The organism is Burkholderia sp. FL-7-2-10-S1-D7 (assembly GCF_001524185.1).
Lineage (GTDB): Bacteria > Pseudomonadota > Gammaproteobacteria > Burkholderiales > Burkholderiaceae > Burkholderia > Burkholderia diffusa.
Window position 1 is genome coordinate 376,494 of the sequence record NZ_LOWY01000014.1, and the last position, 24,347, is coordinate 400,840.

A 24,347-nucleotide genomic window follows, 5' to 3' on the forward strand; every position below is an offset into this window, starting at 1 on the left:
GGCCATTCAAGCAGGCCAGTGGCACGCTTAAAGTGGGTCCTGTCGCGCCACCGAGCGCATCAACCGAAAAAGGACCTGCCATGCAACCGCGCCTGAACTTCTATACCGCCAGCCCGAACGCAATCAAGGTGATGCGCAACGCCGAGGAATTCATCGCGAAAAGCTCGATCGAGAAGCCGCTCGCGGAACTGGTCCGGCTGCGCGCGTCGCAGATCAACGGCTGTGCGTTCTGCGTCGACATGCACACCACCGATGCGCGCAAAGGAGGCGAGACCGATCGCCGCCTCGCGACGGTCGTCGTGTGGCGCGAAACGCCGTTCTTCACCGAGCGCGAACGCGCGGCGCTGGAGTGGACCGAAGCGCTGACGCTGGTCGCGGACAACCATGTGCCGGATGCCGTCTGGGAAGCCGTGAAGCCGCACTTCAGCGACACCGAGCTGTTCGAGCTGTCGATGCTGATTGCGACGATCAACACGTGGAACCGCTTCGCGATCGCGTTTCGCAAGATGCCTGAGTAAGGAGACGACGATCATGCGCTCCAGCCCCACGCTCCGCCGCGCGATGCTGTGCATGTCGCTCGCGCTCGTCGCCGCGCTGCCGGCCGCCGCCCGTGCGCACGATGCCGGCGACAACGTGCACGCGATCATGCAGCAGGCCGTGCCCGAAGCGCCCGGCAAGCTCGCCGTCGTCGCGACCGTCGACTATGCGCCTGGTCAGGCATCCGAACCACACAAGCACCTCGGCTCGGTGTTCGCGGTCGTGTCGAAAGGCGAAGTGCTGTCGCAGGTGAACGACGGCCCGGTGCGCCGCTATCGCGCCGGCGAAGGCTGGTATGAGCCGCCCGGTTCGCGCCACCAGGTGTCGCGCAATGCGAGCGCGACCGAGCCCGCGCAACTCGTCGTGTTCGGGCTGACGGGCGAGCACCAACCGCTGAAGTCGCCGATTGATCAGTAACGACGTTTCCGGGGTGCGTGCCGTGTCGGGCGCGCACCCGTGCCGTGCTGCCGGCTTCCCGGCCCGTGACGCGCGGCTTCCGCGCCAGCCTCGGGCGCTGGCCGCTCCACCCACTCCTCCACCGGTTCCCCGCGTTTCCCCATTAGCCGCTCCCTACATTCCGCTGCCGGCGTACGCCCCTTCGTCACGCTGCCTCCCCGTTCGTCCGCGCCGCCATTTGGAGCACGCCTGATCTCGATCAACGCGGGCAAAAACCCTTCCTTGAAATTAACTAACTCATCAATTAGCGTCGTCTGCATGAACGCGAAATCCACCGTCGCCAGGCCGCGCGGGCGCCGCCCGTCGGCGGACGACTTCGACCTGCGCGACCACATGCTCGACGTCGCGATGCAGTTGTTCGCCGATCGTGGCATCGCGGCGACGACGGTCGCGCAGATCGCCGCGGCCGCAGGCGTCACGTCGGCGATGGTCCATTACTACTTCACGAATCGCGAGCAGCTGCTCGATGCGATCGTCGAGGAGCGGCTCGCGCAGGTCATCGCGTTCGTGTGGCGGCCAACCGAGCCGCAGATCGAAAACGATCCGTTCGCGCTCGTCGCCGAACTCGTCGACCGCTTCTTCGACGTCACGCATCGCATGCCGTGGCTGCCGTCGATCTGGCTGCGCGAGATCGTTCATGAAGGCGGGCTGCTGCGCGAGCGCATGCTGCGGCGCATTCCGCTGGAGCACGTCGGGCGCTTTGCCGAGCGCATCCGCGCCGCGCAGCAGGCCGGCACGCTGAACCCCGCGCTCGAACCCGCGTTCCTGTTTCATTCGATCATCGCGCTCGTGATGCTGCCGCTCGCCACCGCGAAGCTGTGGCAAAGCGCGCGCGGCCTGCCGCCGATCGATCGCGACGTGCTGCATCGCCACGTCCGCGCGCTGCTCGGTTCCGGCCTGCAGCCACCGCCCGCCGCCACACGGGATGCCGGCGCGGATTCGCCGCGGAGGCCGTCGTGAACGTGTCCTGCCCGCTGCCGCTCGCACTGGCCGCCGCCGTCGCGCTGCTCGCCGCTTGCGGACGGCCGGCGAACGACGTCGCGACCTACCAGGGCTACGTCGAAGGCGAATTCGTGTACCTGTCGTCGTCGCAAGCGGGCACGCTGACGCAGTTGTCGGTCGAACGCGGCCAGGCCATCGCGGCCGGCATGCCGGTGTTCTCGCTCGAAGCCGTCAACGAAACGGCCGCATTGCTGCAGGCGCAGCATCAGCTCGCGGCGGCCCGCGCGCAACTTGCCGACCTGCAGACCGGCAAGCGGCCGCCGGAAATCGCGGTCACGCAGGCACAACTCGCGCAGGCCGCCGCACAGGCCGCGCGGGCCGCCGCGCAACGCGCGCGCGACGAACGCCAGTACGCGGCCGGCGGCCTGTCGAAGCAGCAGCTCGACGATTCGCGCACGTCCGCGCAGACCACCGCCGCGCAGGTCCGCGAGTTGCAGAACCAGGTCGACGTCGCGCGCCTGCCGGGACGCGCGCAGCAAGTGGCCGCCCAGGCCGCGCAAGTCGACGCCGCGCAGGCGGCGGTTGCCGAAGCGCAGTGGAAGCTCGACCAGAAGCGCGTCGCCGCGCCCGCCGCCGGGCGCGTGTACGACACGCTGTACCGCGTCGGCGAATGGGTGCAGGCCGGCAATCCGGTCGTGCAGATGCTGCCGCCGCAGAACCTGAAGGTGCGCTTCTTCGTGCCGGAAGCCGTCATCGCATCGATCGCGCCGGGGCGCGCCGTCGCGATTCGCTGCGACGGCTGCGCGGCCGACGTGCCCGCGCGCGTCACCTACGTGTCGCGCGAGGCAGAATACACGCCGCCCGTGATCTACAGCAACGAGAGCCGGACCAAGCTCGTGTTCATGATCGAAGCGCGCCCCGCCGTAGTCGACGCGCCGAAGCTGCACCCGGGCCAGCCCGTCGCCGTGAGGATGCGTTGAACGCGCCGCCCGCACCGTACGCGATCGACGTCGATCGCCTGAACAAGCGCTTCGGCGACAAGCACGTCGTGAAGGACGTCTCGCTGCGCGTCGCGCGCGGCGAGATTTTCGGCTTTCTCGGGCCGAACGGCAGCGGCAAGACGACGTCGATCCGCATGATGTGCGGCCTGCTCACGCCCGACTCGGGCAGCGGCACCTGCCTCGGTTACGACATCGTGCGCGACAGCGCGCAGATCAAGCGGCGTGTCGGCTACATGACGCAGCGCTTCTCGTACTGGGAAGACCTGTCGATCCGCGAGAATCTCGATTTCGTCGCACGCGTGTACGGGATGCCCGACCGCCGGGCGGCGGTCACCCGCGCGCTCGACGGGCTCGGCCTCGCGAGCCGCGCGGACCAGCTCACGGGCGCGCTGTCCGGCGGCTGGAAGCAGCGTCTCGCGCTCGCCGCGTGCATGCTGCACGAGCCGGAATTGCTGCTGCTCGACGAGCCGACCGCCGGCGTCGATCCGGCCGCGCGCCGCGACTTCTGGGAAGAACTGCACCGGCTGGCCGCACGAGGCATCTCGGTACTCGTCAGCACGCACTACATGGACGAAGCCGAACGCTGCCACAAGCTCGCGTACATCGCGGCCGGCGAACTGCTCGCGCAGGGCACGTCGGCGGAGATCGTCGCGTCGCAGCACCTGTCGACGCGTACGATCACCGGCGGGCACCTGACCGAACTGTCGGCGCGGTTGCGCGCGATGCCCGGCGTCGATCAAACCGTCGTGTTCGGTTCCGCGCTGCATGTGAGCGGCCGCGATCGTGCGCTGCTCGACGCGACGCTCGCGCAGGTCGCCACGCAGGCCGACGGAAGCGCACCGCTGCAGGTCGCGCCGATCGACACCGGGCTCGAAGACGTCTTCATCTACATGATGGGCCGCGCATCCGCGCCGCCCGGCGGAGCATCGCCATGAACGCGTGGGCGGGCCTGCGCGAATCGTTCTCGGTCGCGCGCTGGTGGAGCATCGTGCTGAAGGAATTCCTGCAGCTGCGCCGCGACCGCGTGACGTTCGCGATGATCGTCGGCGTGCCGATCATTCAGCTCGCGCTGTTCGGCTTCGCGATCAACACCGACCCGAAGCACCTGCCGACCGCGGTGATCGTCGCCGATTCGAGCCCCTTCGCGCGCAGCTTCATCGCCGCGATGCGCAATTCCGCGTACTTCGACATCGTCGCGACGCTGCCCGACGAGACGGCCGGCCGGCATGCGCTCGCCCGCGGCGACGTGCAGTTCGTGCTGAGCGTGCCGGCCGATTTCTCGAAGCGGCTGCTGCGCGGCGAGCGCCCGTCGCTGCTCGTCGAGGCGGACGCGACCGACCCCGTCGCGACCGCGTCGGCGATCGGCGCGCTGCCGGGCCTCGTGCAGCCCGTCGCGGACAAGGACCTGACGGGGCCGCTCGCGCACCTGAACGGCCGCCCGGCCGCGTTCGACGTCGTGCTGCACCGGCTGTACAACCCCGAAGGCATCACGCAGTACAACGTCGTGCCGGGTCTGATGGGCGTGATCCTGACGATGACGATGGTGATGATGACGGGCCTCGCGATCACGCGCGAACGCGAGCGCGGCACGATGGAGAATCTGCTGGCGACGCCCGTGCGGCCGCTGGAGGTGATGACCGGCAAGATCGTCCCGTACGTGTTCATCGGGCTGATCCAGGTGTCGATCATCCTCGCGGCCGCGCGCTACGTTTTCGACGTGCCGTTCGTCGGCGGCCTGTTCGCGATCTACCTGTCCGCGCTGCTGTTCATCGCGGCGAACCTCACGGTCGGCATCACGCTGTCGTCGCTCGCGCAGAACCAGCTGCAGGCGATGCAGCTCGCGGTGTTCTACTTCCTGCCGAACATCCTGCTGTCGGGCTTCATGTTCCCGTTCGCCGGGATGCCGAAGTGGGCGCAGTTCATCGGCAACCTGCTGCCGCTCACCTACTTCAACCGCCTCGTGCGCGGCATCCTGCTCAAAGGCAACGGCTGGGCCGACCTGTGGCCGTCCGTGTGGCCCGTCGCGATCTTCACGCTCGTCGTGATGAGCATCGCGTTGCGCTTCTACCGGCGCACGCTCGACTAGGGGCCGCGCGATGAAACCGTCTTCGCGTCACGCCTCCCACACCGCCCGCTGCTTGACGTTGGCCTCCGCTGCGCTGCTCGTCGCCGGTTGCGCAGTCGGGCCGGATTTCCGCATACCCGATGCGCCGGCCACGCAGCGCTACACGCGCGACGAAGCGCCCGCAGCGACGGCGGCAGCCGGCGGCCCGGCCCGCAACGCGCAGACGTTCGCACCGGCCGCGCACACGCTGCAACGCTGGTGGACCCGGTTCGATTCGGCGCCGCTGAACCGGCTCGTCGACATCGCTTGGCAAAACAGCCCGACGCTCGCCGAGGCCCGCGCGCGGCTCGACGAAGCACGGCAGAACCATGCGGCGGAAGCCGGCGCGACGATGCTGCCGCGCGTCGACGCGAACGTGTCCGCCACGCGCGAGAAAGTCGACATCGCGGCGTTCGGGCTGCCCGCCAACGTGCCGAATCCGGGGCCATTCACGCTGTACGACGCGTCGGTGAGCGTGTCGTACGTGCTCGACGTGTTCGGCGGCAACCGGCGCGCGCTCGAAGCGCTGCGCGCCCAGGTCGACTATCAGGCATACACGCTCGACGCCGCGCGCCTGACGCTCGCGGGCAACGTCGTCGCGACCGCGATCCTGCGCGCGTCGCTCGCGCAGCAGATCGCGCTCACGCGTGAGCTCGTCGACGCGCAGGCGCGGCAGTTGCGCATCGTCGAAGCGCGCTTCGCGGCGGGCGGCGTATCGCAGGCCGACGTGCATGCGCAGCGCACGCTGCTCGCGCAGACGCAGGCCTCGCTACCGCCGCTCGCGGCCCGCCTCGCGCAGGCGGGCCACCGGCTCGCGATCCTGCTGGGCGCGCCGCCATCCGACGCCGCACTGCCCGATCTCACGCTCGATGCGCTCGCGCTGCCGCACACGCTGCCGGTCGCGCTGCCGTCGACGCTCGCGCGCGAACGGCCCGACATCCGCGCGGCGGAGGCCGTGCTGCACCAGGCGAGCGCGAACGTCGGCGTGGCGACCGCGAACCTGTATCCGCGTTTTTCGATTTCGGCGGGAATCGGTTCGGAACGCACGCGCATCGCGGATATCGTGAGCGGGCTCAATGTCTGGAATGTCGGTCTCGGCCTGACGCAACCGCTCTTTCATGGCGGCGAACTGCGCGCGAGGAAGCGCGCGGCCGAAGCCGCATACGATGCCGCGTTCGCAAGCTATCGGGAAACCGTGCTGCTGGCGCTCCAGCAGGTTGCCGACGCAATGCGCGCGGTCGAACACGATGCGGCGGAACTGGAGGCACGAGACACGGCCGCACGGGAAGCGGCGGCCGGCAACGCGATTGCCGGCGACCGTTACGCGGCAGGCGGGATCAGCGCGTTCGCGCTGCTCGATGCCCAGCGGCAAGCATTGCAGACCGCACTCGATCGCACGCGCGCACAGGCCGACCGGCTTGCCGATACGGCGGCGCTGTTTCAGTCGCTGGCGGGGAACTGGTCGGACGATTCGACCCGGTGACGATCGGGACGATCATGTGCCCGCGCCAAGCGCGCGGCGCACCCGCGAAAAAAAACCGGCCCGAAGGCCGGTTTTTTCATACCGCATGCCGTGAGCGGCGCTTGCGCGCCGCGCGACATCAGAAGCGGTGGATCAGGCCGACGCCGGCAGCGATCTGGTTCTGCTTCGAACCCGCGCCCACGCCGTCGCCGATCGACGTCGTTGCAGTGACGATGCCGCCGGTCAGGCCGCTGATCGTGTTGCCGGTAGCGTGCTGGTACGCTTCAACCGCGTACAGGCCCGTGCGCTTCGACAGGCTGTAGTACTGCGACAGCGTGACCTGATGGTACTTGGCCGAGCTCGAGATGCCGTTCGATTCGGTCGCACGCGTGTACGAGTAGCCTGCCGCGAAGTCCCACTGCGCCGCTGCCTTCCAGTGCAGCACTGCGCCCGCCGTGTTGAAGATCGCCGTGTTGCGGAATGCCGACAGCGTGCCCGGGATGTACTGGACGTTCGAGTACGACACCGAGATGTCCCACGCCGGCGTGAACTGGTAACCGGCCGTCACGGCGACGCGTTGCTGCGACTGTGCCGTCTTGTAGCCGCCGTTGATCGACGACACGGCCTGCTCCGCACCGTTGCCGCTCGAATCCAGACCGTTTTGCGCGGTCGAGTTCGCGCCCCACACGCCGCCACCGAGCGTCGCGTTGTTGATGCGCTGATAACCAACCGCGATGCCTGCCGGGCCGTTCAGGTACTGGACCGCCGCGCTCCAGGTCGAGCCGCGGTTGAAGCTGCCTGCCACGCCGCCGAGCGAGTACGAACCGCCGACCGTGAAGCCGTAGAACTTCGGCGACATGTAGACGAGCGAGTTGTTCGCGCGATAGCTGGTGTCGAGCGAGTCGATATCGCCCGGGTGCGCGCCGTAGTAACCGGTCAGCCAGGTCGTCGGGCTATACGGCGACAGCAGCGTGTAGTAAGCGGTGTACTGGCGGCCGGCCGTCAGCGTACCGTACGTCGCGTTGGTCAGACCCACCCATGCCTGACGCGTGAAGATGCCGTTCGTCCATTGCGACGTGCCGTTGTTCGCGTTGAAGCCGGCTTCCAACTGGAAAATCGCCTTCGTGCCGCCGCCGAGATCTTCGCTGCCCTTCAGGCCGAAGCGGCTGCCTGCCCAAATGCCGGTGGCCATCTGCACCTTCGAGTGACCACCCGAAACCGCGCTGGTAGCCGACGAGTTGTTCTGCCAGGCGATAGCGTTATCGACGATACCGTACAGGGTCACGCTGCTCTGGGCGTGGGCGGCGGTAGCGGCTGCGAGACCCACTGCCGTCATGGCGAAAGCGACGCGCTTTTTCATTGATTCTCCGTCCTCAAAGAATGATTTCTTTTCTGGTGTGGTTTTATGACTGACACATGTGCGAGTACATGCCGGTGGGATTCTGACGGATTACCAATCGTTTCCCAACATGTGCAGTCGGTCATCGTATGATCGACGCAACGCAGGGGTTCACCAAACGGTTACATAACACCTGAAAACGCTTACGCGGCGGGCCTCTCCGGCATTTCCCGGTGAAAACCCTAGCTTTACATTTTTACTGGTGCATCGCGACCGTCCAATGTCGTCAGACGCCTTCGGCAACAACCTTCTTACAAATGCGCGACCGTGGCTGGTGCCGCGATTCACGCCGCCGCGCAGGATCGCTGACATTCATGACACCCACGTTTCGGAAAGCGAAATCGTGAAAACGTTTCAGTTCGTGTGGGGAGGATCGGACGGGAGCGGCCCGGCGAACGCGGGCCGAGGGCGATGCCGGCGCCTGTCGCGCCGGCATCGTTCAGCGCATCTCGGCGCGATTCAGCGCGCGGACGGCTGCTCGATCCGCGTGTTCACCGCGGCGACGAGCGCGTTCATGCGCGCACGGATCGCCGCGTTCGAGCCGACGAGCGCGAGCGACGACGCCATGATCCGGTAGATCCGCTTGCGCGGCACCTTCGCCGGCCTCGCCGGATCGAGCCACGCGTCGTGGCCGGCCAGCAGTTCGAGCGTTTCGAGGCCGATCATGATGGGCCACAGGCACGCGAGCCGCAGACGCACGAAGCGGCGCGGAATCGCCAGCGTGTACCGGCACGCGTCGCGATACTGATCGAGCGTCACGCGCAGCAGGTCGACCAGCACGCCGCGCGCGCGCGCCGACGCGTCGGGCGACATCAGGTCGGCGACGCCCACGCGGTGCGCGGCCAGCACGTCGTCCGGCAGGTAGCAGCGGCCAATCCGCAGGTCCTTCGCGCAGTCGCGCAGGATGTTGGTCATCTGCAGCGCCTTGCCGAAACGAATGCCCTTCTCACGCATGTCCGCCAGGTCCCAACCGCGCGCGGCGCGCGTGTGCGCGCCGGTCATGTCGGTCCAGAATTCGCCGACGCAGCCGGCGACCAGATACGTGTAGCGATCGAGCATGTCGCGGTCCGGCAGCGACGCGACCTCCCCCGACTGTTCGTCGGGGAACGTGCGCAGGTCGAACTCCATCCCCGACGTCAGCGTCGCGACGACCTTGCGGATCGATGCGCGATCCGCCTCCGGCTGCGCGCGCAGCAGCGCGAGCATCGGCTGCATCGAGCCGAGCAGCACGTGCTCGTGCGAATCCGTCTGCATCCGCGTCACCTCCTCCAGCGCACGCGACAGCGCGGCACCGTCGCCGAGCCGCTCGATCTCGTCGCGCAGGTCGGTCAGCAGCGCCGCGCGGCGCTCGGGCGCGACGAGCGCCGTGTCGGCGATCGTGTCGGCCGCGCGCGCGAGCAGATAGGCCAGGCCGACCGGGTCGCGCATGCCGTCGGGCAGCACGCGCAGCGTCAGGTAGAAGGAGCGGGAAACGTTCTTCAGCAGGTCGCCGAGCAGATAGGCGGAATCGGTATGAGTCGTCATGGGTCGGTAAAAATCGGCCGGCGCGGGCCCCGGACGCACATTGACGCCGGGCGCCCGCGCCGGCCCGCGAGTCGCCGCATCGTCGCGCGCGAGCGGGCGTCGGCCCGGCGCGGCGATGCAAAAGTCCCGCAAGTTTAGTGCATCCGGCGCGCCGGCTCCCGGCGACGGCCGGATCGCGCCGCACGCACGGTTGCGCTATCCGGCCCTCCCGTGCGCTTTGTGCGGCAACGAAAAAGAAAGGCGTGAGTAATACATATGTAATTATCCGATGCGACGATCGCGTCCCGTTCGATCCCGCGCGGCCCGCCGAGACAAGCCGCACCGCCGGAACGACCGCCCTTTCACCGACTCCCGTTTCGAAGGTTCTCCACCATGCACTTCACGCGCCCGACCGCCCTGCGCTGCATCCCGCTCGCCTGTGCCGCCGCCCTCTTGCTCGCCGCCTGCGGCGGCGACGACGTGTCGGCATCCGATCCGACGCAACCGATCTCCGCGAAGGTCCAGGTGGTCGGCCATCGCGGCGCGAGCGCGCTGCGCCCCGAACACACGCTCGCGTCGTACCGCAAGGCGATCGAGGACGGCGCGGACGTGATCGAACCCGATCTCGTCTCGACTCGCGACGGCGTACTCGTCGCGCGCCACGAGAATGAAATCTCCGGCACGACGAACGTGTCGACCCTGCCGCAGTTCGCGAGCCGCAAGGCGACCAAGACGATCGACGACGCGCAGCTGACCGGCTGGTTCACCGAGGACTTCACGCTCGCCGAGTTGAAGACGCTGCGTACCCGCGAGCGCATTCCGCAGGTCCGCCCGGCGAACACCGCGTACAACGACCAGTTCGAGATTCCGACCTTCGACGAAATCGTCGCGCTCGCGAAACAGATGGCCGCGCAGACCGGCCGCACGATCCACCTGTATCCGGAAACCAAGCACCCGACTTACTTCCAGTCGGTCGGCCTGCCGCTCGAGGACCGTCTCGTCGATGCGCTGCTGAAGGATCCGTACACGGCACGCACGGCGACCGTCTACATCCAGTCGTTCGAGGTCGCGAACCTGAAGACGATCCGCAACCGGATCAAGACGAGCCAGCCGAACTGGAAGCTCGTGCAGTTGATGGACGAAGCCGATCAGCGCCCGTACGACTTCGTGAAGGCGAACGACAAGCGCACCTACGGTGACCTGTCGACGCGCGACGGAATGCGCGAGATCGCGTCCTATGCGAACGGCGTCGGCCCGTACAAGACGTCGATCATCGCGGTCGCCGCCGACGGCACGCTGCAGCAGCCGACGCCGTACGTGCGCTACGCGCACGAAGCCGGCCTCGTCGTGCATCCGTATACGTTCCGTCCGGAGAACAACTTCCTGCCCGCGTCGCTGAAGGACGGCGGCACGCCTGCCACGCGCAACACCGCGGGCTCGGTGCGCGAGATCCAGGCGTACCTGCGCGCGGGCATCGACGGCTTCTTCACCGACGACCCGACCGTCGGCCGCACGGCCGTCGATACGTTCAAGCGCTGAGCGGACTGAACGCGCCGGATGCGATGCGCCGCTGAACGTGCGGCAACCGGGCGCGGCGCATGTCGTGCCACACGCCGGTTGCCGCGCCGCGGTCAAATCACGCGGAAGTGGTGCGTGCCGTCCCGCTTCAGTTGGTCGACCAGCCCGTATTCCCAGTCGAGATACGCCTGCATCGCGGCGGCCGCATTGTCCGTGCCTTCATACGGGCGCCGGTAGCGGTCGACGCGCGGCGACGCCAGATGCGTCTCGCCGTGCTCGAGCGGCAGCCCCGCGTCGATCCACGCGGCCGTGCCGCCGGTCAGCACCGTGATCGCCGCTGAAGCCGGCAGCAACGCGCGCGCGTCGTCCGCCGCGAACCGCGCGAGCAGGCTCGATCCGCACGTGAACACATAGCGCTTCGCCGGCGGGATCGCGGCGAGCGCGTCGCGCAACTGCGCACGCACGACGAACCACGCGCCGGGGATATGGCGCTTCACGTAGTTCGCGCTGGTCGTCACGTCGACGATCGCGACCTCGCCCGCGGCAGCCTCCTTCAACCAGCCCGCGAGCGTCGCGGGCGACACCTCGGTCACCTGCGGCGTCGCCGGCACGTCGCGCGGCGGCTGGCCGCGCTCGGTGAAGGCCGCCGTGCCGGCCGGCTCGATCACGCGCACGTCCCAGCCCATCTGCGCGAGCCACGACGCGGTCATGTCCGCGCGCACGCCGTCGTCGTCGGCCAGCACGATTCGCGCGCCGCGCACGGGCGCGTGATGGTCGGTCTCCTGTACGAGCTGGCCACCCGGCGTGCCCAGGAAGCCTGGCAGATGGCCGGCCTCGTATTCCTCCGGCGTGCGCACGTCGAAGCGGTACAGCGTGCGGCCCGGCTCGTCGAGCGCCGCGACGTCCGCCAGCGCGATGCGCGGCACGCCGGCGCGCTCGGCCACCGCGCGCGCGGCGCGACGGGCTTCCTCGCGCTGCGCGGGTTCGACGTCGTCGGGAAAGCGTCGCGCGGCGCCGTGCTCAAGCGTCTGGCCCGCGAGCGTCCAGCCGATCGTGCCGTTGCGCAGTGCCGCGACCGGGTTCGGCAGCCCTGCGTTCACGAGCGATTGCGTGCCGATGATGCTGCGCGTGCGGCCCGCGCAGTTCACCACGACCCGGGTTGCGGGGTTCGGCGCGAGCGCGCGCACGCGCAGCACGAGTTCCGCCCCCGGCACGCTCGTCGACGTCGGGATGTTCATCGTCTGGTATTCGTCGAAGCGGCGCGCGTCGACGATCACGACGTCGGCCTTCTCGTCGATCAGCGCCTGCACTTCCTGCGCGGACAGCGACGGCGTATGGCGCTCGGCCTCGACCCATTCGCCGAACGACTTGCTCGGCACGTTCACGTCGATGAACAGCTCGCCGCCCGCGGCGTGCCAGCCCGCGAGACCGCCGTCGAGCAGCCGCACGTCGGTATAGCCGAGCTGCGCGAGCTTCGCGGCCGCGCGCGGCGCGAGGTCCTCGCCGCCGGCTTCGCCGAACACGACGATCGGCGTGTCGCGGCGCGGAATGCGCGTCCACGCGTCGAGTTCGAGCTTCGACAGCGGAAAGTTGGCGGCCCAAAGCGGATGGCCCTGCGCGTATGGATCTTCCTCGCGCACGTCGATCAGCGCGAGCTCGTCGCGGGCCAGGAGGCGCGCGCGTACGTCCTGGTACGACGCGACGGGGAAACGGGAGGTGGAATCAACGGATTGCGTCACGATGTCTCTGTCGGATTCTGTTGAAGTCGGTGAAAAAAACAAACGGAAAACGATTGAAGCCCGAGGCCGCGGGCGCGCGCTCGCAACGGAACGCTCGCGACGTGCGGCGTCACACGTTCGAATAGCCGGACACGAACGGCTTCACGGTGCCGTCGTCCAGGAACACCGCGCGCTCGACCTTGCCGATATTCGCGCCGTACACGTGAATGCTGATCGATACCTGGTCGGCGAACGCGTTGGTCACGCGATGGACGTCGCCGATGCGCGGCGACACGGCCTCGACGTCGCCCGGCCGCAGTTGCACCGCATCGCCCGACGGCACCGGCCTGCCGGTCGCGTCGAACCGGTACGGCTGCGAAAACTCGCCGCCGCGCAGCATGCCGATCAGCCCCCACACCGTGTGATTGTGGATCGGCGTCGTCTGGCCAGGTCCCCACACGAAGCTGACGACGGAGAACCGATCGTCGGGATCGAGATGCAGCAGGTACTGGCGGTAGCGTTCGGGATCGGGCTGCGCGAACGCGTCGGGCAGCCAGTCGTCGTGCGCGACGAGCGCGGCGAGCAGCGCGCCGCCCTCGTCGAGAATGCGCGCCTCGTTCGCGCCGGACGCGAGCAGCGCGCCCAGGCCGTCGACGAACCGACGCAGCGGCGTCTGATGCAACGAAAGCGTACTCATCGGCTGCCTCCTCGAATATGATGCCGAATATGATGAATCGTCATGATCACCCGAAAGATCATGCAGAACAAACATGAAAATTAGCGATATCGACGCTTTTGCAGCGGTCGTCCGCTGCCAGACGCTGAGCCAGGCCGCGGCCGAGCTCGGGATGACGCAGCCGGCGATCACACGGCGCGTGCAGAATCTCGAGGAAGCGCTCGGCGCGACGCTGCTCGACCGCAACACGAAACCGCCGCGCCCGACCGACATCGGGCTGCAGGTGTTCGCGCAGTGCCGCGCGATCCTGCGCGAGGTCGATGCGCTGCGCGAACTGACGGCCGGCCAGCGGCCGCCCGCCGGCGAATTCCGCGTCGGCCTCACGCAAGGGCTCGGCGAACTGATGCTGCCGGGCCTGATCGCGCGGATCGCCGGGCAATGGCCGGCGCTCGCCACGCAGGTCACGACCGCCTGGGGCGGCATGCTCGTCGAGCGCGTCGCGCGCCGCGAACTCGATGCGGCGCTGGTGTTTCTGGCCCGCGAGATGGTGCTGCCGCCGCACGTCGAGGGCGAACGGCTGCTGGCCACCCGGCTCGTCGCGGTCGGCCGCAAGGGCGACTGGCCGCGCCGCAGCTACCGGCTCGCCGACTGCCATGCGCGCGGCTGGGTGCTCAATCCCGACGGCTGCGGCTTTCGCGCGGGCCTGCGCCGCGCGCTCGACGCGCAGGGGCTGCCGATGCACGTCACGCTCGACACATATGGTCGCGACCTGCAATTGCAGAGCGTCGCGAACGGCATCGGCATCGGGCTGATGCCGATGCCGCTCGTCGAAGGCAGCCCGCTGCGCGACGCGGTCGACATCGTGCCGCTCGCCGATTTCAAGCCGCAGATCGATCTGTGGCTGCTGCACCGGCAGGACGCCGCACGCTTCGCGTCGCCGCTCGCGGCCGTGGGCGCGCACGCGCGCGCCGCATTCGCGCTGCCCGCGGATGCCGCCGCGCACGACGAAGCCGCTTGAGCTTGACCGAGGCCTGCGGCGCCGGCGCCGCGGTGTCCCGTTCGCGCCGCCCGTCAGGCGGCCCTGCTCACGCATCGCTTCGACCGGAAGCCGGTGCGCCGCGTGACGTCCCGCCGGTCTCCGCGTAGGCGGTTGCGCTTCGCGCCGCGGCGTCGAGCGCGGCACGCCCGGCGGCGACCGCGATCGCATCGTCCTGCGGCGTATGCACGCGGCTGCAGAGCACGTCGCGATAATGACGTTCGAGCGGATTGTGGCGGCTCAGCCCGTGATTGCCCGACAGCTTCAACGCGTGCTCGACCGCGCGGATCGCCTGCTCGGTCACGGTTCGCTTGACGAGGCCGCTCGTCGTCACCGTTGGTGCGTCACCCGCATCGGTGCGCGCGATGTGCTCGTCGAGCAGCACGCGGTTCGTGTGCAGCCACCCTTCGATCTCGCCGACGGCCTCCTGCATGCGCGGCAGCGTTGCGAGCGGCGCCCCGAGCCCGCTCGGGGCGCGCGTCGTCGCGAACTCGAGCAGCCAGTCGCGTGACGCGCGCGCCACCGCATCGTAGAGGCTGCCGAGCAACGCGACCATCCACGCCTGCTGGTCAGCCTGCGCGTCGACATCCGCATGGCTCGCGGCCGATACGGCCCACGCATCGGGCGCGCGCACGTCCACCGCATGATCGGCGGGCAGCCGCACGTCGTCGAACACGACCTCGTGGCTGCCCGATGCGCGCAGGCCCAGGTGGTTCCAGCTTTCGATCACGCGGATGCCTGCGTCGCCGTCCACATCGCGCTCGCGCGGCACGAGGAATACGCCGACACGCGGCTCGGGTTCGTCGGTGCGTGCCCATACGGCGAGCCAGCGCAGCGCCGGAATGCCGGTGCTGTACAGCTTGTGGCCGGACAGCCGCCAGCCGTCGGCGTCGCGACGCGCAATCGTTTCGGGCAGGCCGCCGCGCGACGGCGAACCGAGCGCCGGTTCGACGCGCAACGCGTTGATCAGCGCGCCTTCGGCGACCGCACTGTCGAACACCGCACGCCGCACGTGCTCGGGCCAGCGGTTGTCCGCACGGCCGAGCGCGCGATGCTGCAGATACGTCATCGTCAGCACCAGCGCAGTCGCGGGGTCGGCGCGCGCGACGGCGGCCACGATCCGGCTCGCCTGCGCCAGCGTCGCGCCCGCACCGCCATGCTCGCGCGGCACGACCTGCGCGATCAGCCCGGCGCGATGCAGCCGCGCGAAGTTCTCGTGCGGAAAGCGGCCGTCGACGTCGTTGCGGGCGGCGTCGGCGGCGAGTTCGGGCGCAAGACGTTCGAGCAGCGCCGCGACGCGCGCATCGTCGGCAGGCAGATGGCGCAGCGATGACTGCGGCGGTAGCGGCGAGGAAGCGGCAAGGCTGGCGGACATCGGTACGGGTTCCCTCGGTGACTGGATAGCTGGGTAGCTGGGTAACGCAACAGCGGCAATCGCGGAGATCGATCGGAGGATGGTGCGGCGGCGCGTGAAGCCGGCGGCGATCGGTTGCGCACTCGCGCGCCGGTTCGCGGACGTTTGCCGCGAATGCGCGCGCACGCATCGGCATTCGAACCGGACCGCACATCCCGGACCGCATGCGGATCCGGTTCTGCCCGGCGCAACCGCCCCGCCCGGCACGCCCTTTCAACACCATCGCGAGCCCACAGCGTATGCGCAATGCACACGCGGCCAAACCATGCAAATCTGATATTCAATTCGGGATTGATTATTTCCGTTCCGCATGATCCCGGCGGTAATCTGCGCTCCATTCCCCCCGCCGGCCGTTGCTGGCCGCGTGGGGCCGTCCTTGCATCGGAGACCCAGATGAGCGTCGAATTCATCGGCATGATCCAGAGCCAGAAGCAGTCGGAAATCCATCCGCCCGCCGGCCCCGTCGTCGACCCCGATTACGTGCGCGACTTCGCCCGCGCACATGAAACGGCCGGCTTCGACCGGATCCTCGTCCCGCACCATTCGACCGGCCCGTCCGCGACGCTGACGATCGCGTTCGCCGCCGCCGCGACCGAGCGCATCCACTTCATGCTCGCGCATCGGCCGGGCTTCACCGCGCCGACGCTCGCCGCGCGGCAAATCGCGACGCTCGATCAGTTCAGCCGCGGCCGGCTCGCCGTGCACTTCATCTCCGGCGGCTCGGACAGCGAGCAGCAGCGCGACGGCGACTTCCTCGACCACGACGCACGCTACGCACGCACCGACGAATATCTCGGCATCCTGCGCCGCATCTGGACCGAAACGCAGCCGTTCGATCACGACGGCACGCACTACCGCTTCACGCAGGGCTTTTCGGAGGTGAAGCCGTTCCAGCAGCCGCACGTGCCGATCTACTTCGGCGGCGCCTCGGAAGCGGCGCTGGAAGTCGCCGGCAAGCACGCGGACGTCTATGCGCTGTGGGGCGAATCGCTCGACCAGGTGCGCGACCTGACGACCCGCGTGCGCGCCGAAGCTGCGAAGCACGGCCGGCAGGTGCGCTTCTCCGTGTCGTTCCGGCCGATCCTCGCGGCGACCGAAGACGAAGCATGGGCGCGCGCGCACCGGATCCTCGACGAAACGCGCCGGGTACGCGAAGCGGCCGGCCTCGGCACCGGCGGCCCGCAGCAAAGCGAAGGCGCGCGGCGCCTGCTTGCCGCGGCCGAACGCGGCTCGCGCGTCGACAAGCGGCTGTGGACCGAGATCGCGAAGCTCACCGGCGCACGCTCGAATTCGACCGCGCTGGTCGGCACACCCGAACAGGTCGCCGACGCGCTGCTCGACTACTACGACCTCGGCGTGACGACGTTCCTGATCCGCGGCTTCGATCCGCTCGAAGACGCGATCGACTACGGTCGCGAACTGATTCCGCGCGTGCGCAGCGCCGTCGCGGCACGCGACGCGGCGCGCCGCGCGGCCTGACCCAAAGGGAGACGCCGACCATGTCCGCCGTCCTGGCTTCGTCATTGCCCGCACGCACCGCGTCGGGCCTCGTCCTCGCCGACACGCCGCGCCAGCATTTCTGGTTCGACCCGCCCGCGCCGCGCATCGACGTCGCCGCCGAGCGCCGCCACCGGCAGGAGCGGCTCGCGGCCGCGTTCCGCCTGTTCGCGCGCTTCGGCTTCGCGTCGGGCCTCGCCGGCCACATCACCGCGCGCGACCCCGAACTGCCCGACCACTTCTGGGTGAATCCGCTCGGCGTGCATTTCTCGCGGATCAAGGTATCGGACCTGCTGCTCGTCAACGCACGCGGCGAAACCGCGATCGGCAACCGGCCGCTGAACAAGGCCGCGTTCGCGATCCACGCGGCGATTCACGACGCGCATCCGCACATCGTCGCCGCCGCGCACACGCATTCGACCTTCGGCAAGGCGTGGTCGACGCTCGGCCGCCCGCTCGATCCCCTGACGCAGGACGCGTGCGTGTTCTACGAGGATCACGCGCTGTTCGACGACTTCACGGGCATGGTCGTCGACACGAGCGAAGGCGCACGGATCGCGGGCGCGCTCGCGAAGCCCGACGGCACCACGCACAAGGGCGTGATCCTGAAGAACCACGGGATCCTGACGGCCGGCCCGACGGTCGAGGCCGCCGCGTGGTGGTACATCGCGCTCGACAACGCCGCGCACACGCAGTTGCTGGCCGAAGCGGCCGGCACGCCGCAACCGATCGATCACGCGACCGCGCGACACACGCACGGCCAGATCGGTGGCCCAGACGGCGCATTGCACGCGTTCGACAGCCTGTTCGCACGCGTCGTCGCCGACGAACCCGACCTGCTCGACTGAACGCCCTTGCGCATGCCCGGAACCGGAGACCACACGATGACCGATACCACCGCCCCCGCGCCGACCGGCGCCCATGACGACAAGCGCCGCCGGCTGCTGCGTGCGGCCGGCGCCGCCGCGCTCGCCGCGCCGGCGATCACGCTGGGCCGCAACGCGTGGTCCGCGCCGCCTTTGAAAAAGCTCACGTTCGCGTGGAACCAGAACGCGTTCTGCCTGACGCCGATCGTCGTCGCGCAGGAGAACGGCTTCTTCGAGAAGAACGGACTGAAGGTCGAGCTGATCAACTACAGCGGATCGACCGATCAGTTGCTCGAATCGATCGCGACCGGCAAGGCCGACGCGGCGGTCGGGATGATCCACCGCTGGCTGAAGCCGCTCGAAGCCGGCTTCGACGTGAAGATCATCGGCAGCTCGCACGGCGGCTGCGTGCGGCTGCTCGGCGCGAAGACGGCCGGCGTGACGACGCTGCAGGCGCTGAAGGGCAAGACGGTCGGCGTCAGCGATCTCGCGGCGCCCGGCAAGCACTTCTTCTCGATCCTGCTCGCGAAGAACGGCATCGATCCCGAACGCGACATCACGTGGCGGCAGTATCCGGCCGATCTGCTCGGCGTCGCGGTCGACAAGGGCGAGATCCAGGCGATCGCCGACGGCGACCCGAATCTCTATCTCCTCGAAAAGCGCAGCAACGGCGCGTACACGGAACTCGCGACGAACCTGTCCGGCGAATACGCGCGCAAGGTGTGCTGCGTGATCGGCGCGCGCGGCGACCTCGTGCGCAACGACCGGCCGGCGGCCGCCGCACTCGCGCGCTCGATCGTGCAGGCAACCGAATACACGCACGACAACCCGAATGAAGCCGCGAAGGCGTTCGCGAAGTATTCGCCGAAGATCAATCCCGAAGACCTGCGCAAGCTGTACGCGACGCTGACCTACACGCACCACCCGACCAACGTCGACCTGCAGCAGGAAATCGCGTTCTACGCGGACGATTTCCGCCGGATCAGCGTGCTGAAGAAGAGCACCGACCCGCAGCGCTTCGCGCAGCAGGTCTATGCGAACGTGCTGGGGTGACGCGATGTCGACGATCGAACACGCGTCCGCCGCGCGGACCACACCCGCAGCGGGCAGCACCGCCACGGCAATTGCCACGTCCCGCGCAGCATGCACCGCCTGCGACGCGACGCTCGCGGCCGAAGCCCGCCGTGCGCATACCTGGCCGACCGGCGTCGTCGCGGCGCTCGCGTGGGCCGCGCTCGGCGCGGTGACTTACGTGTGGCCGAACCGCGTCGTCGGTTTCACCGACTGGGCATACACCGACACGTTCGGCATCGCCGCGTGGGCGATCGCCGCGCTGCTGCTGGTCGCCGCGACGCTTGGCCATCGCGTGCCGGCCACACGTGCGCGGCTTGCGCGCGTGCGCCCGGCCGGCCCGTGGCTCGTCGCACTGCCGCTCGTGCTTGCCGCGTGGGAAATCGTCACGGCCAAGACCGGCTGGCTGCCAACGCCGTTCTTCGCGCCGCCGCAGGCCTTGATCGAGGTCTACGTCGACGACTGGCCGCGCCTCGCCGGCAGCGCCGGCAATACGCTGAAGCTGCTTTCGCTCGGGTTCGCGTATGGCGTCGCGGTCGGGTTCGCGGTCGGCGTATCGATCGGCTGGTCGCGCCGCATCGGCTACTGGGTGCATCCAGTGCTGCGCGTGCTCGGCCCGGTGCCGGCCACCGCGCTGCTGCCGCTCACGTTCTACTTCTTCCCGACGAGCTATTCGGCCGCCGCGTTCCTGATCGCGCTGTCGACCGGCTTCCCGGTCGCGGTGCTGACGTGGTCGGGTGTCGCGAGCGTGAACCGGCAGTACTACGACGTCGCGCGCACGCTCGGTGCGAATGCGCGCTTCCTGGTACTGCGCGTCGCGATTCCCGCCGCGCTGCCGCATGTGTTCGTCGGCATCTTCATGGGGCTGAGCGCATCGTTCACGGTGCTCGTCGTCGCCGAGATGATGGGCGTCAAGTCGGGGCTCGGCTGGTACCTGAGCTGGGCGCAGGGCTGGGCATCGTACGTGAACATGTATGCGGCGCTGATCGTGATGGCGCTGCTGTTTTCCGGGCTGATCGCGTTGCTGTTCGCGGTGCGCGACCGTGTGCTCGCATGGCAGAAAGGAACCGTCAAATGGTGAGCGCCGCCGCTCTCGAATCGTCCGTCTCCACGGCACCCGTCACGCCCGATGCCACGACGGCGCGCGGCGCACGCATCGACATCCGCCGCGTGAGCCATGCGTTTGACGGCCCCGGCGGCCCGCTGCCGGTGCTCGACGACGTCACGCTGTCGGTCGCGGCCGGCGAATTCGTCGCGCTGCTCGGCCCGAGCGGCTGCGGAAAATCGACGCTGCTGCGGCTCGTCGCGGGCCTCGACGCCGCGCGACAAGGCGCAATCGTGCAGGACGGCGTGCCGATCGAACGGCCCGATCCGTCGCGCATCGTCGTGTTCCAGGATCCGACGCTCTACCCGTGGCGCCGCGTGCGCGCGAACGTCGCGCTCGGCCTCGAGGCGCGTGGCGTGGCGCGCACCGCGCAGCATCGCGTCGACGATGCGCTCGCGCGCGTCGGACTTCAGGAATTCTCGAACGTGTTTCCGCATCAGCTGTCGGGCGGGATGGCGCAGCGTGTCGCGCTCGCCCGCGCGCTGGTCAACGATCCGCGCCTGCTGATCCTCGACGAGCCGCTCGGCAAGCTCGATTCGCTGACGCGGTTGACGATGCAGGCGGAGTTGACCGCGCTGTGGCAACGCGACGGGTTCTCCGCGCTGCTCGTCACGCACGATGTCGAGGAAGCGCTGTTTCTAGCGCAGCGCGTGATCGTGTTCGGGCCGCGTCCCGCACGGATCGTCGCGGAACTGCGTGTCGACCTGCCGTATCCGCGCCATCGCGGCGACCCGCGTCTCGCCGAACTGCGCCACGAAGCGCTGCGGCATCTCGGACTCGATTCGAGCTGGTAGATGCCGAGTGCCGCCAGCGGGATGGCCCGCGCACGGCAAAGGCCGCGCCGATGAATGCACCGCCGTTCGCCGACTGGGCGCTCCTGTTCCTGCAACTGCTGTATCGCGCGCAGATCGCGGTCGCCCGCGCACTGCATGCGGCCGGCCTGACCGGGGACGCCGACGGACAGGCCGCGTGGCCCTGGGCACATCGGATCGCGCTTGAAACGCTGCGCATCGATGCCGGGCTCACGCGACAGCTTGCGTTCGCTTGCGCGGCAACCGCGCTCGCCGTGGCACTGGCCTGCATCGCGCTCGTTTCGCGCAAGTGGCGAGCGGCGTCGGCAATCGCCGCAGTGGCCGTCGCGTGGTTCGCGCCGTGGCCACCGGCGTCGCTGTGGCTCGCGCCCGCGGTGCCGACCAGTTTCCAGCGCAACCCCGCGCCGTTTTCCGTCGCGAACGCGATGCGCGGTGCGCACCTGTATACGCGGCATTGCGCGGCGTGTCACGGCGCGGACGGCCGCGGCGAAGGACCGCTCGCGGCAACGCTCGCGCATTGGCCGCCGACCTTCGCGGGCACGCTGCTCGCCCGCCGGCTCGAAGGCGAACTGTATTGGCGCGTGCGGCACGGTACGCACGACGCGCGCGGCGTGTCGTCGATGCCGGGCTTTGCCGCGACGCTCGGCCCCGGCGACACGTGGACCGTGCTCGCTTACCTGAAGGCGCTGTCGGCCGGCAGCGGCGCGCAGGCGGAAGGTGCATGGCCCGTGCCCGTTCCGCTGCCTGCGCTCGACGTGCGTTGCGGCAGCGCCGCGCCGCAGCCGCTCGAGCGCTGGCGCGAAGGCCAGCGCGTGCGAGTCGTTGCGCTCGCGCCGGGCAACGCGCTGCCGACGGAGGATCCGCGCTGGCAGACGCTGCTCCTCACCGCCGACGACACGCCCGCGCCACCGGCAACCGGCTCGCGCGCGAACTGCGTCGCGTCGACGCCCGGTGCGTGGCAAGCGTTCGCGACGATCGCCGGCGTGTCGCCCGAGACGTTCGGCGGCACGCAACTGCTTGCCGACCGGCGCGGCTGGCTGCGGGCGCGCGCGTTGCCTGGCAGCGCGGGCTGGTCGGCCGATGATTTGTTGTGCCGCTCGGATGCGACCGCACGGCCGCCCGCCGCCCCCGCGAACGTCGATCCGCTGACCGCGCTGCTGCTGCGTGTCGACGCTGAACCGGTGCGCGACGTGCAGGCCGGGCTTGCGCATTGAATCTCTGAACCGTTTCCTCCAATCGACCGAACTTCACGATGAATCCGACCCGACGCCACTTCCTCACGCAAGCAAGCGCCCTCGCCGCCGCCACCTTGGCCGTCGCTCCCACCGCACTGCACGCGCAATCGGGCGCGCGACCGCTGCTGCGTGCCGGCGACCAAAAGGGCGGGCTGCGCGCGCTGCTCGAAGCGGCCGGCGAACTGAACGGTCTCGCTTACGACATCGCATGGACCGAATTCCCGGCCGCCGCGCCGCTGGCCGAAGCGCTGAACGCGGCGGCCGTCGACTGCGGACCGATCGGCGACGCGCCGGTGATCTTCGCGCTCGCATCGGGTGCGCGCATCAAGGTGATCGGCGCGAACCGGTCCGACCCGTACGGCACCGCGTTACTCGTGCGGCCCGATGCGACGCTGACGGACGCCGCCGACCTGAAAGGCAAGCGCATTGGCACCACGCGCGGCTCGATCGGCCATTTCGTCACGCTGAAGGCACTCGACGCCGCAGCCCTGCCGCTCGATGCCGTATCGTTCCGCTTCCTGCCGCCGGCCGACACGATGCTTGCGCTCGCAACCGGTTCGATCGACGCGTGGGCGACGTGGGAACCCTATACCGCGCTCGCCGAAACCAGCGGCCGCGCACGCGTGCTCGTCAACGGCCGCGGGCTGTGGTCGGGCCTCAGCTACGTCGCGGCGACCGACGCGGCGATCGCGTCGAAGCGCGACGTGCTGCGGGACTTCCTGCAACGCGTCGTGCGCGCGCAGGCCTGGTCGTACCGGCACGTCGACGCGTATTCCGCGACGCTCGCGCGCATCGTCGGCATCCCGCCGGCTGCCGCGAAGCTGCAGTTCGAGCGCCGCAACACGCGGTGGCAGCCGATCGACGCGACGGTGATCGCCGGGCAGCAACGCACGGCCGACTTCTACCTGAAGGCCGGGCTGCTGCGCCAGCCGCTCGACGTGCGCACGACCTTCGACCTCGGCTTTCCGCTGGCGTGACCGGCCGCGCGGCACGGCGGCGTGCAACCGCCCAAACGGCTCTCGCATGATCTGGCACAATCGCGATTCGACCATCCTGCCTTCGTCAGCCAGCGTCATGCCAGCCATTTCCGAACTCTTCGTCTATCCGATCAAATCCTGCGCCGGCATCGCGCTGTCGCGCGCACGGCTGCTCGAAACGGGCCTCGCGTACGACCGCCACTGGCTGATCACCACCCCGGACGGGATGATGATCACGCAGCGCACGCACCCGCGCCTCGCGCTGATCCGCACCGCGCTCGAACACGATGCGCTGGTGCTGAATGCGCCTGGCATGCCCGAGATCCGTACGCCGCTCGACGGCGATGCAACGCCCGCCACGCCGAAGATGGCCGCGACCGTCTGGCGCGACACCGTCGACGCGATCGACACGGGCGCCGAGACGGCCGCGTGGCTCACCGAATTCCTCGGCACGCCGTTGAAGCTCGCGCGCTTCGGTGCGGAGTCGCGCCGTGGCTGCAACCGCAAATGGACCGGCGACATCGACACGCACACGCAGTTCGCGGACGGCTACCCGCTGCTCGTGATCGGCCAGTCGTCGCTCGACGACCTGAACGCGAAGCTCGTCGCGAAAGGCGCGCCGGCGATTCCGATGAACCGCTTCCGCCCGAACATCGTCGTGACGGATCTCGATGCGTACGAAGAGGATTTCGTCGAGCATCTCGACGCTGACGGCGCGACGCGCGTGCGGTTGCGCCTCGTGAAGCTGTGCACGCGCTGCCCGATGCCGACGATCGACCAGGCGACCGGCGCGCCGGATCCGGCATGGCCGCACGAGCCGACCGACACGATGCAGACCTATCGCGCGCATCCGAACTACGACGACGCGCTGACGTTCGGCATCAACGCGATCGTCGTCGAAGGCGCGGGCGCGTGGCTCGAGGTCGGGCAGTCGCTCGAAGCGGAGATCGGGTTCGGCGACTGAGCGGATCGGTCGAAGCGGCGGACGGCATATCGTTTCCGTCGCCGCCCTCCGCCG

At 69.2% G+C, this 24,347-nt stretch carries 21 protein-coding genes and 2 pseudogenes; 17 read left to right on the forward strand and 6 right to left on the reverse strand.

Translation table 11 applies throughout. The features are described from left to right. The first annotated feature begins 80 nt into the window (after window positions 1-80). The 7 genes from WS75_RS06190 (at window position 81) to WS75_RS06220 (ending at window position 6,523) form a co-directional block, all read left to right on the forward strand. Window positions 81-518 (forward strand): carboxymuconolactone decarboxylase family protein, encoded by a 438-nt coding sequence (locus WS75_RS06190; RefSeq protein WP_059599312.1) that lies wholly within the window; start codon window positions 81-83, stop codon window positions 516-518. Between the two features lie 13 nt (window positions 519-531). After that, window positions 532-954 carry a cupin domain-containing protein gene (locus WS75_RS06195; RefSeq protein ID WP_059679625.1) on the forward strand — a complete coding sequence of 141 codons (423 nt, stop codon included), beginning with the start codon at window positions 532-534 and terminating at the stop codon, window positions 952-954. A gap of 297 nt (window positions 955-1,251) precedes the next feature. Next, on the forward strand, window positions 1,252-1,953 hold the full coding sequence (locus WS75_RS06200) for a TetR/AcrR family transcriptional regulator (RefSeq protein WP_059679626.1): 702 nt from the start codon (window positions 1,252-1,254) through the stop codon (window positions 1,951-1,953). Then, window positions 1,950-2,915, forward strand: coding sequence for an HlyD family secretion protein (locus WS75_RS06205; protein ID WP_059679627.1), 966 nt, complete (start codon window positions 1,950-1,952; stop codon window positions 2,913-2,915). Before WS75_RS06200 ends, WS75_RS06205 begins: the two co-directional genes overlap by 4 nt. Further along, window positions 2,912-3,871 carry an ABC transporter ATP-binding protein gene (locus WS75_RS06210; protein WP_059679628.1) on the forward strand — a complete coding sequence of 320 codons (960 nt, stop codon included), beginning with the start codon at window positions 2,912-2,914 and terminating at the stop codon, window positions 3,869-3,871. The genes WS75_RS06205 and WS75_RS06210 overlap by 4 nt, the downstream gene beginning before the upstream one ends. Then, on the forward strand, window positions 3,868-5,022 hold the full coding sequence (locus WS75_RS06215) for an ABC transporter permease (protein ID WP_059679629.1): 1,155 nt from the start codon (window positions 3,868-3,870) through the stop codon (window positions 5,020-5,022). The genes WS75_RS06210 and WS75_RS06215 overlap by 4 nt, the downstream gene beginning before the upstream one ends. A gap of 10 nt (window positions 5,023-5,032) precedes the next feature. Continuing rightward, window positions 5,033-6,523, forward strand: coding sequence for an efflux transporter outer membrane subunit (locus WS75_RS06220; RefSeq protein WP_059679630.1), 1,491 nt, complete (start codon window positions 5,033-5,035; stop codon window positions 6,521-6,523). 118 nt (window positions 6,524-6,641) lie between these two features. On the opposite strand, the gene WS75_RS06225 is transcribed toward WS75_RS06220, so the two are convergent. The 3 genes and pseudogenes from WS75_RS06225 to WS75_RS06230 all read right to left on the reverse strand — a co-directional run bounded on the left by WS75_RS06225 (window position 6,642) and on the right by WS75_RS06230 (window position 9,425). Next, entirely contained in the window at window positions 6,642-7,862 is a 1,221-nt protein-coding gene (locus WS75_RS06225; RefSeq protein WP_059679631.1) for a porin, read from the reverse strand. Between the two features lie 323 nt (window positions 7,863-8,185). Then, window positions 8,186-8,350 (reverse strand): annotated as a pseudogene (locus WS75_RS35050) (hypothetical protein); the annotation flags it as partial. 10 nt (window positions 8,351-8,360) lie between these two features. Beyond that, window positions 8,361-9,425, reverse strand: coding sequence for a phytoene/squalene synthase family protein (locus tag WS75_RS06230; protein WP_059679632.1), 1,065 nt, complete (start codon window positions 9,423-9,425; stop codon window positions 8,361-8,363). 372 nt (window positions 9,426-9,797) lie between these two features. Here WS75_RS06230 and WS75_RS06235 point away from each other — a divergent pair, with 372 nt between their 5' ends. Continuing rightward, entirely contained in the window at window positions 9,798-10,943 is a 1,146-nt protein-coding gene (locus WS75_RS06235) for a glycerophosphodiester phosphodiesterase (protein WP_059679633.1), read from the forward strand. 92 nt (window positions 10,944-11,035) lie between these two features. On the opposite strand, the gene WS75_RS06240 is transcribed toward WS75_RS06235, so the two are convergent. Then, a complete protein-coding gene (locus WS75_RS06240; protein ID WP_059679634.1) occupies window positions 11,036-12,661 on the reverse strand; it encodes a rhodanese-related sulfurtransferase in 1,626 nt (541 codons plus the stop codon). Between the two features lie 109 nt (window positions 12,662-12,770). Beyond that, on the reverse strand, window positions 12,771-13,337 hold the full coding sequence (locus WS75_RS06245) for a cysteine dioxygenase (RefSeq protein WP_059679635.1): 567 nt from the start codon (window positions 13,335-13,337) through the stop codon (window positions 12,771-12,773). Between the two features lie 17 nt (window positions 13,338-13,354). On the opposite strand from WS75_RS06245, the pseudogene WS75_RS06250 reads away from it, so the two are divergent. Next, a pseudogene (locus tag WS75_RS06250) lies at window positions 13,355-14,334 on the forward strand (LysR family transcriptional regulator). A 67-nt stretch (window positions 14,335-14,401) separates the two neighbouring features. Here WS75_RS06250 and WS75_RS06255 read toward each other — a convergent pair. Then, a complete protein-coding gene (locus tag WS75_RS06255; protein ID WP_059679637.1) occupies window positions 14,402-15,727 on the reverse strand; it encodes an acyl-CoA dehydrogenase family protein in 1,326 nt (441 codons plus the stop codon). A gap of 432 nt (window positions 15,728-16,159) precedes the next feature. Between WS75_RS06255 and WS75_RS06265 the strand changes: the two genes are divergently transcribed. The 8 genes from WS75_RS06265 to WS75_RS06300 all read left to right on the forward strand — a co-directional run bounded on the left by WS75_RS06265 (window position 16,160) and on the right by WS75_RS06300 (window position 24,293). Then, window positions 16,160-17,245 (forward strand): LLM class flavin-dependent oxidoreductase, encoded by a 1,086-nt coding sequence (locus WS75_RS06265; protein ID WP_059679639.1) that lies wholly within the window; start codon window positions 16,160-16,162, stop codon window positions 17,243-17,245. 20 nt (window positions 17,246-17,265) lie between these two features. Beyond that, the gene (locus WS75_RS06270; protein ID WP_059679640.1) at window positions 17,266-18,111 is read left to right on the forward strand and encodes a class II aldolase/adducin family protein; all 846 of its coding nucleotides are present in this window, start codon (window positions 17,266-17,268) and stop codon (window positions 18,109-18,111) included. A 36-nt stretch (window positions 18,112-18,147) separates the two neighbouring features. Beyond that, window positions 18,148-19,182, forward strand: a complete 1,035-nt coding sequence (locus WS75_RS06275) for an ABC transporter substrate-binding protein (RefSeq protein ID WP_059679641.1) — start codon at window positions 18,148-18,150, stop codon at window positions 19,180-19,182. A 4-nt stretch (window positions 19,183-19,186) separates the two neighbouring features. Continuing rightward, window positions 19,187-20,281 (forward strand): ABC transporter permease, encoded by a 1,095-nt coding sequence (locus tag WS75_RS06280; protein WP_059679747.1) that lies wholly within the window; start codon window positions 19,187-19,189, stop codon window positions 20,279-20,281. Next, window positions 20,275-21,099 carry an ABC transporter ATP-binding protein gene (locus tag WS75_RS06285; RefSeq protein WP_059679642.1) on the forward strand — a complete coding sequence of 275 codons (825 nt, stop codon included), beginning with the start codon at window positions 20,275-20,277 and terminating at the stop codon, window positions 21,097-21,099. The genes WS75_RS06280 and WS75_RS06285 overlap by 7 nt, the downstream gene beginning before the upstream one ends. A 50-nt stretch (window positions 21,100-21,149) precedes the next feature. After that, window positions 21,150-22,331, forward strand: coding sequence for a c-type cytochrome (locus WS75_RS06290; RefSeq protein ID WP_059679643.1), 1,182 nt, complete (start codon window positions 21,150-21,152; stop codon window positions 22,329-22,331). A 38-nt stretch (window positions 22,332-22,369) separates the two neighbouring features. Further along, the gene (locus WS75_RS06295) at window positions 22,370-23,329 is read left to right on the forward strand and encodes an ABC transporter substrate-binding protein (RefSeq protein WP_059679644.1); all 960 of its coding nucleotides are present in this window, start codon (window positions 22,370-22,372) and stop codon (window positions 23,327-23,329) included. A gap of 97 nt (window positions 23,330-23,426) precedes the next feature. After that, window positions 23,427-24,293 (forward strand): MOSC domain-containing protein, encoded by an 867-nt coding sequence (locus tag WS75_RS06300; RefSeq protein ID WP_059679645.1) that lies wholly within the window; start codon window positions 23,427-23,429, stop codon window positions 24,291-24,293. Window positions 24,294-24,347: the final 54 nt, after the last annotated feature.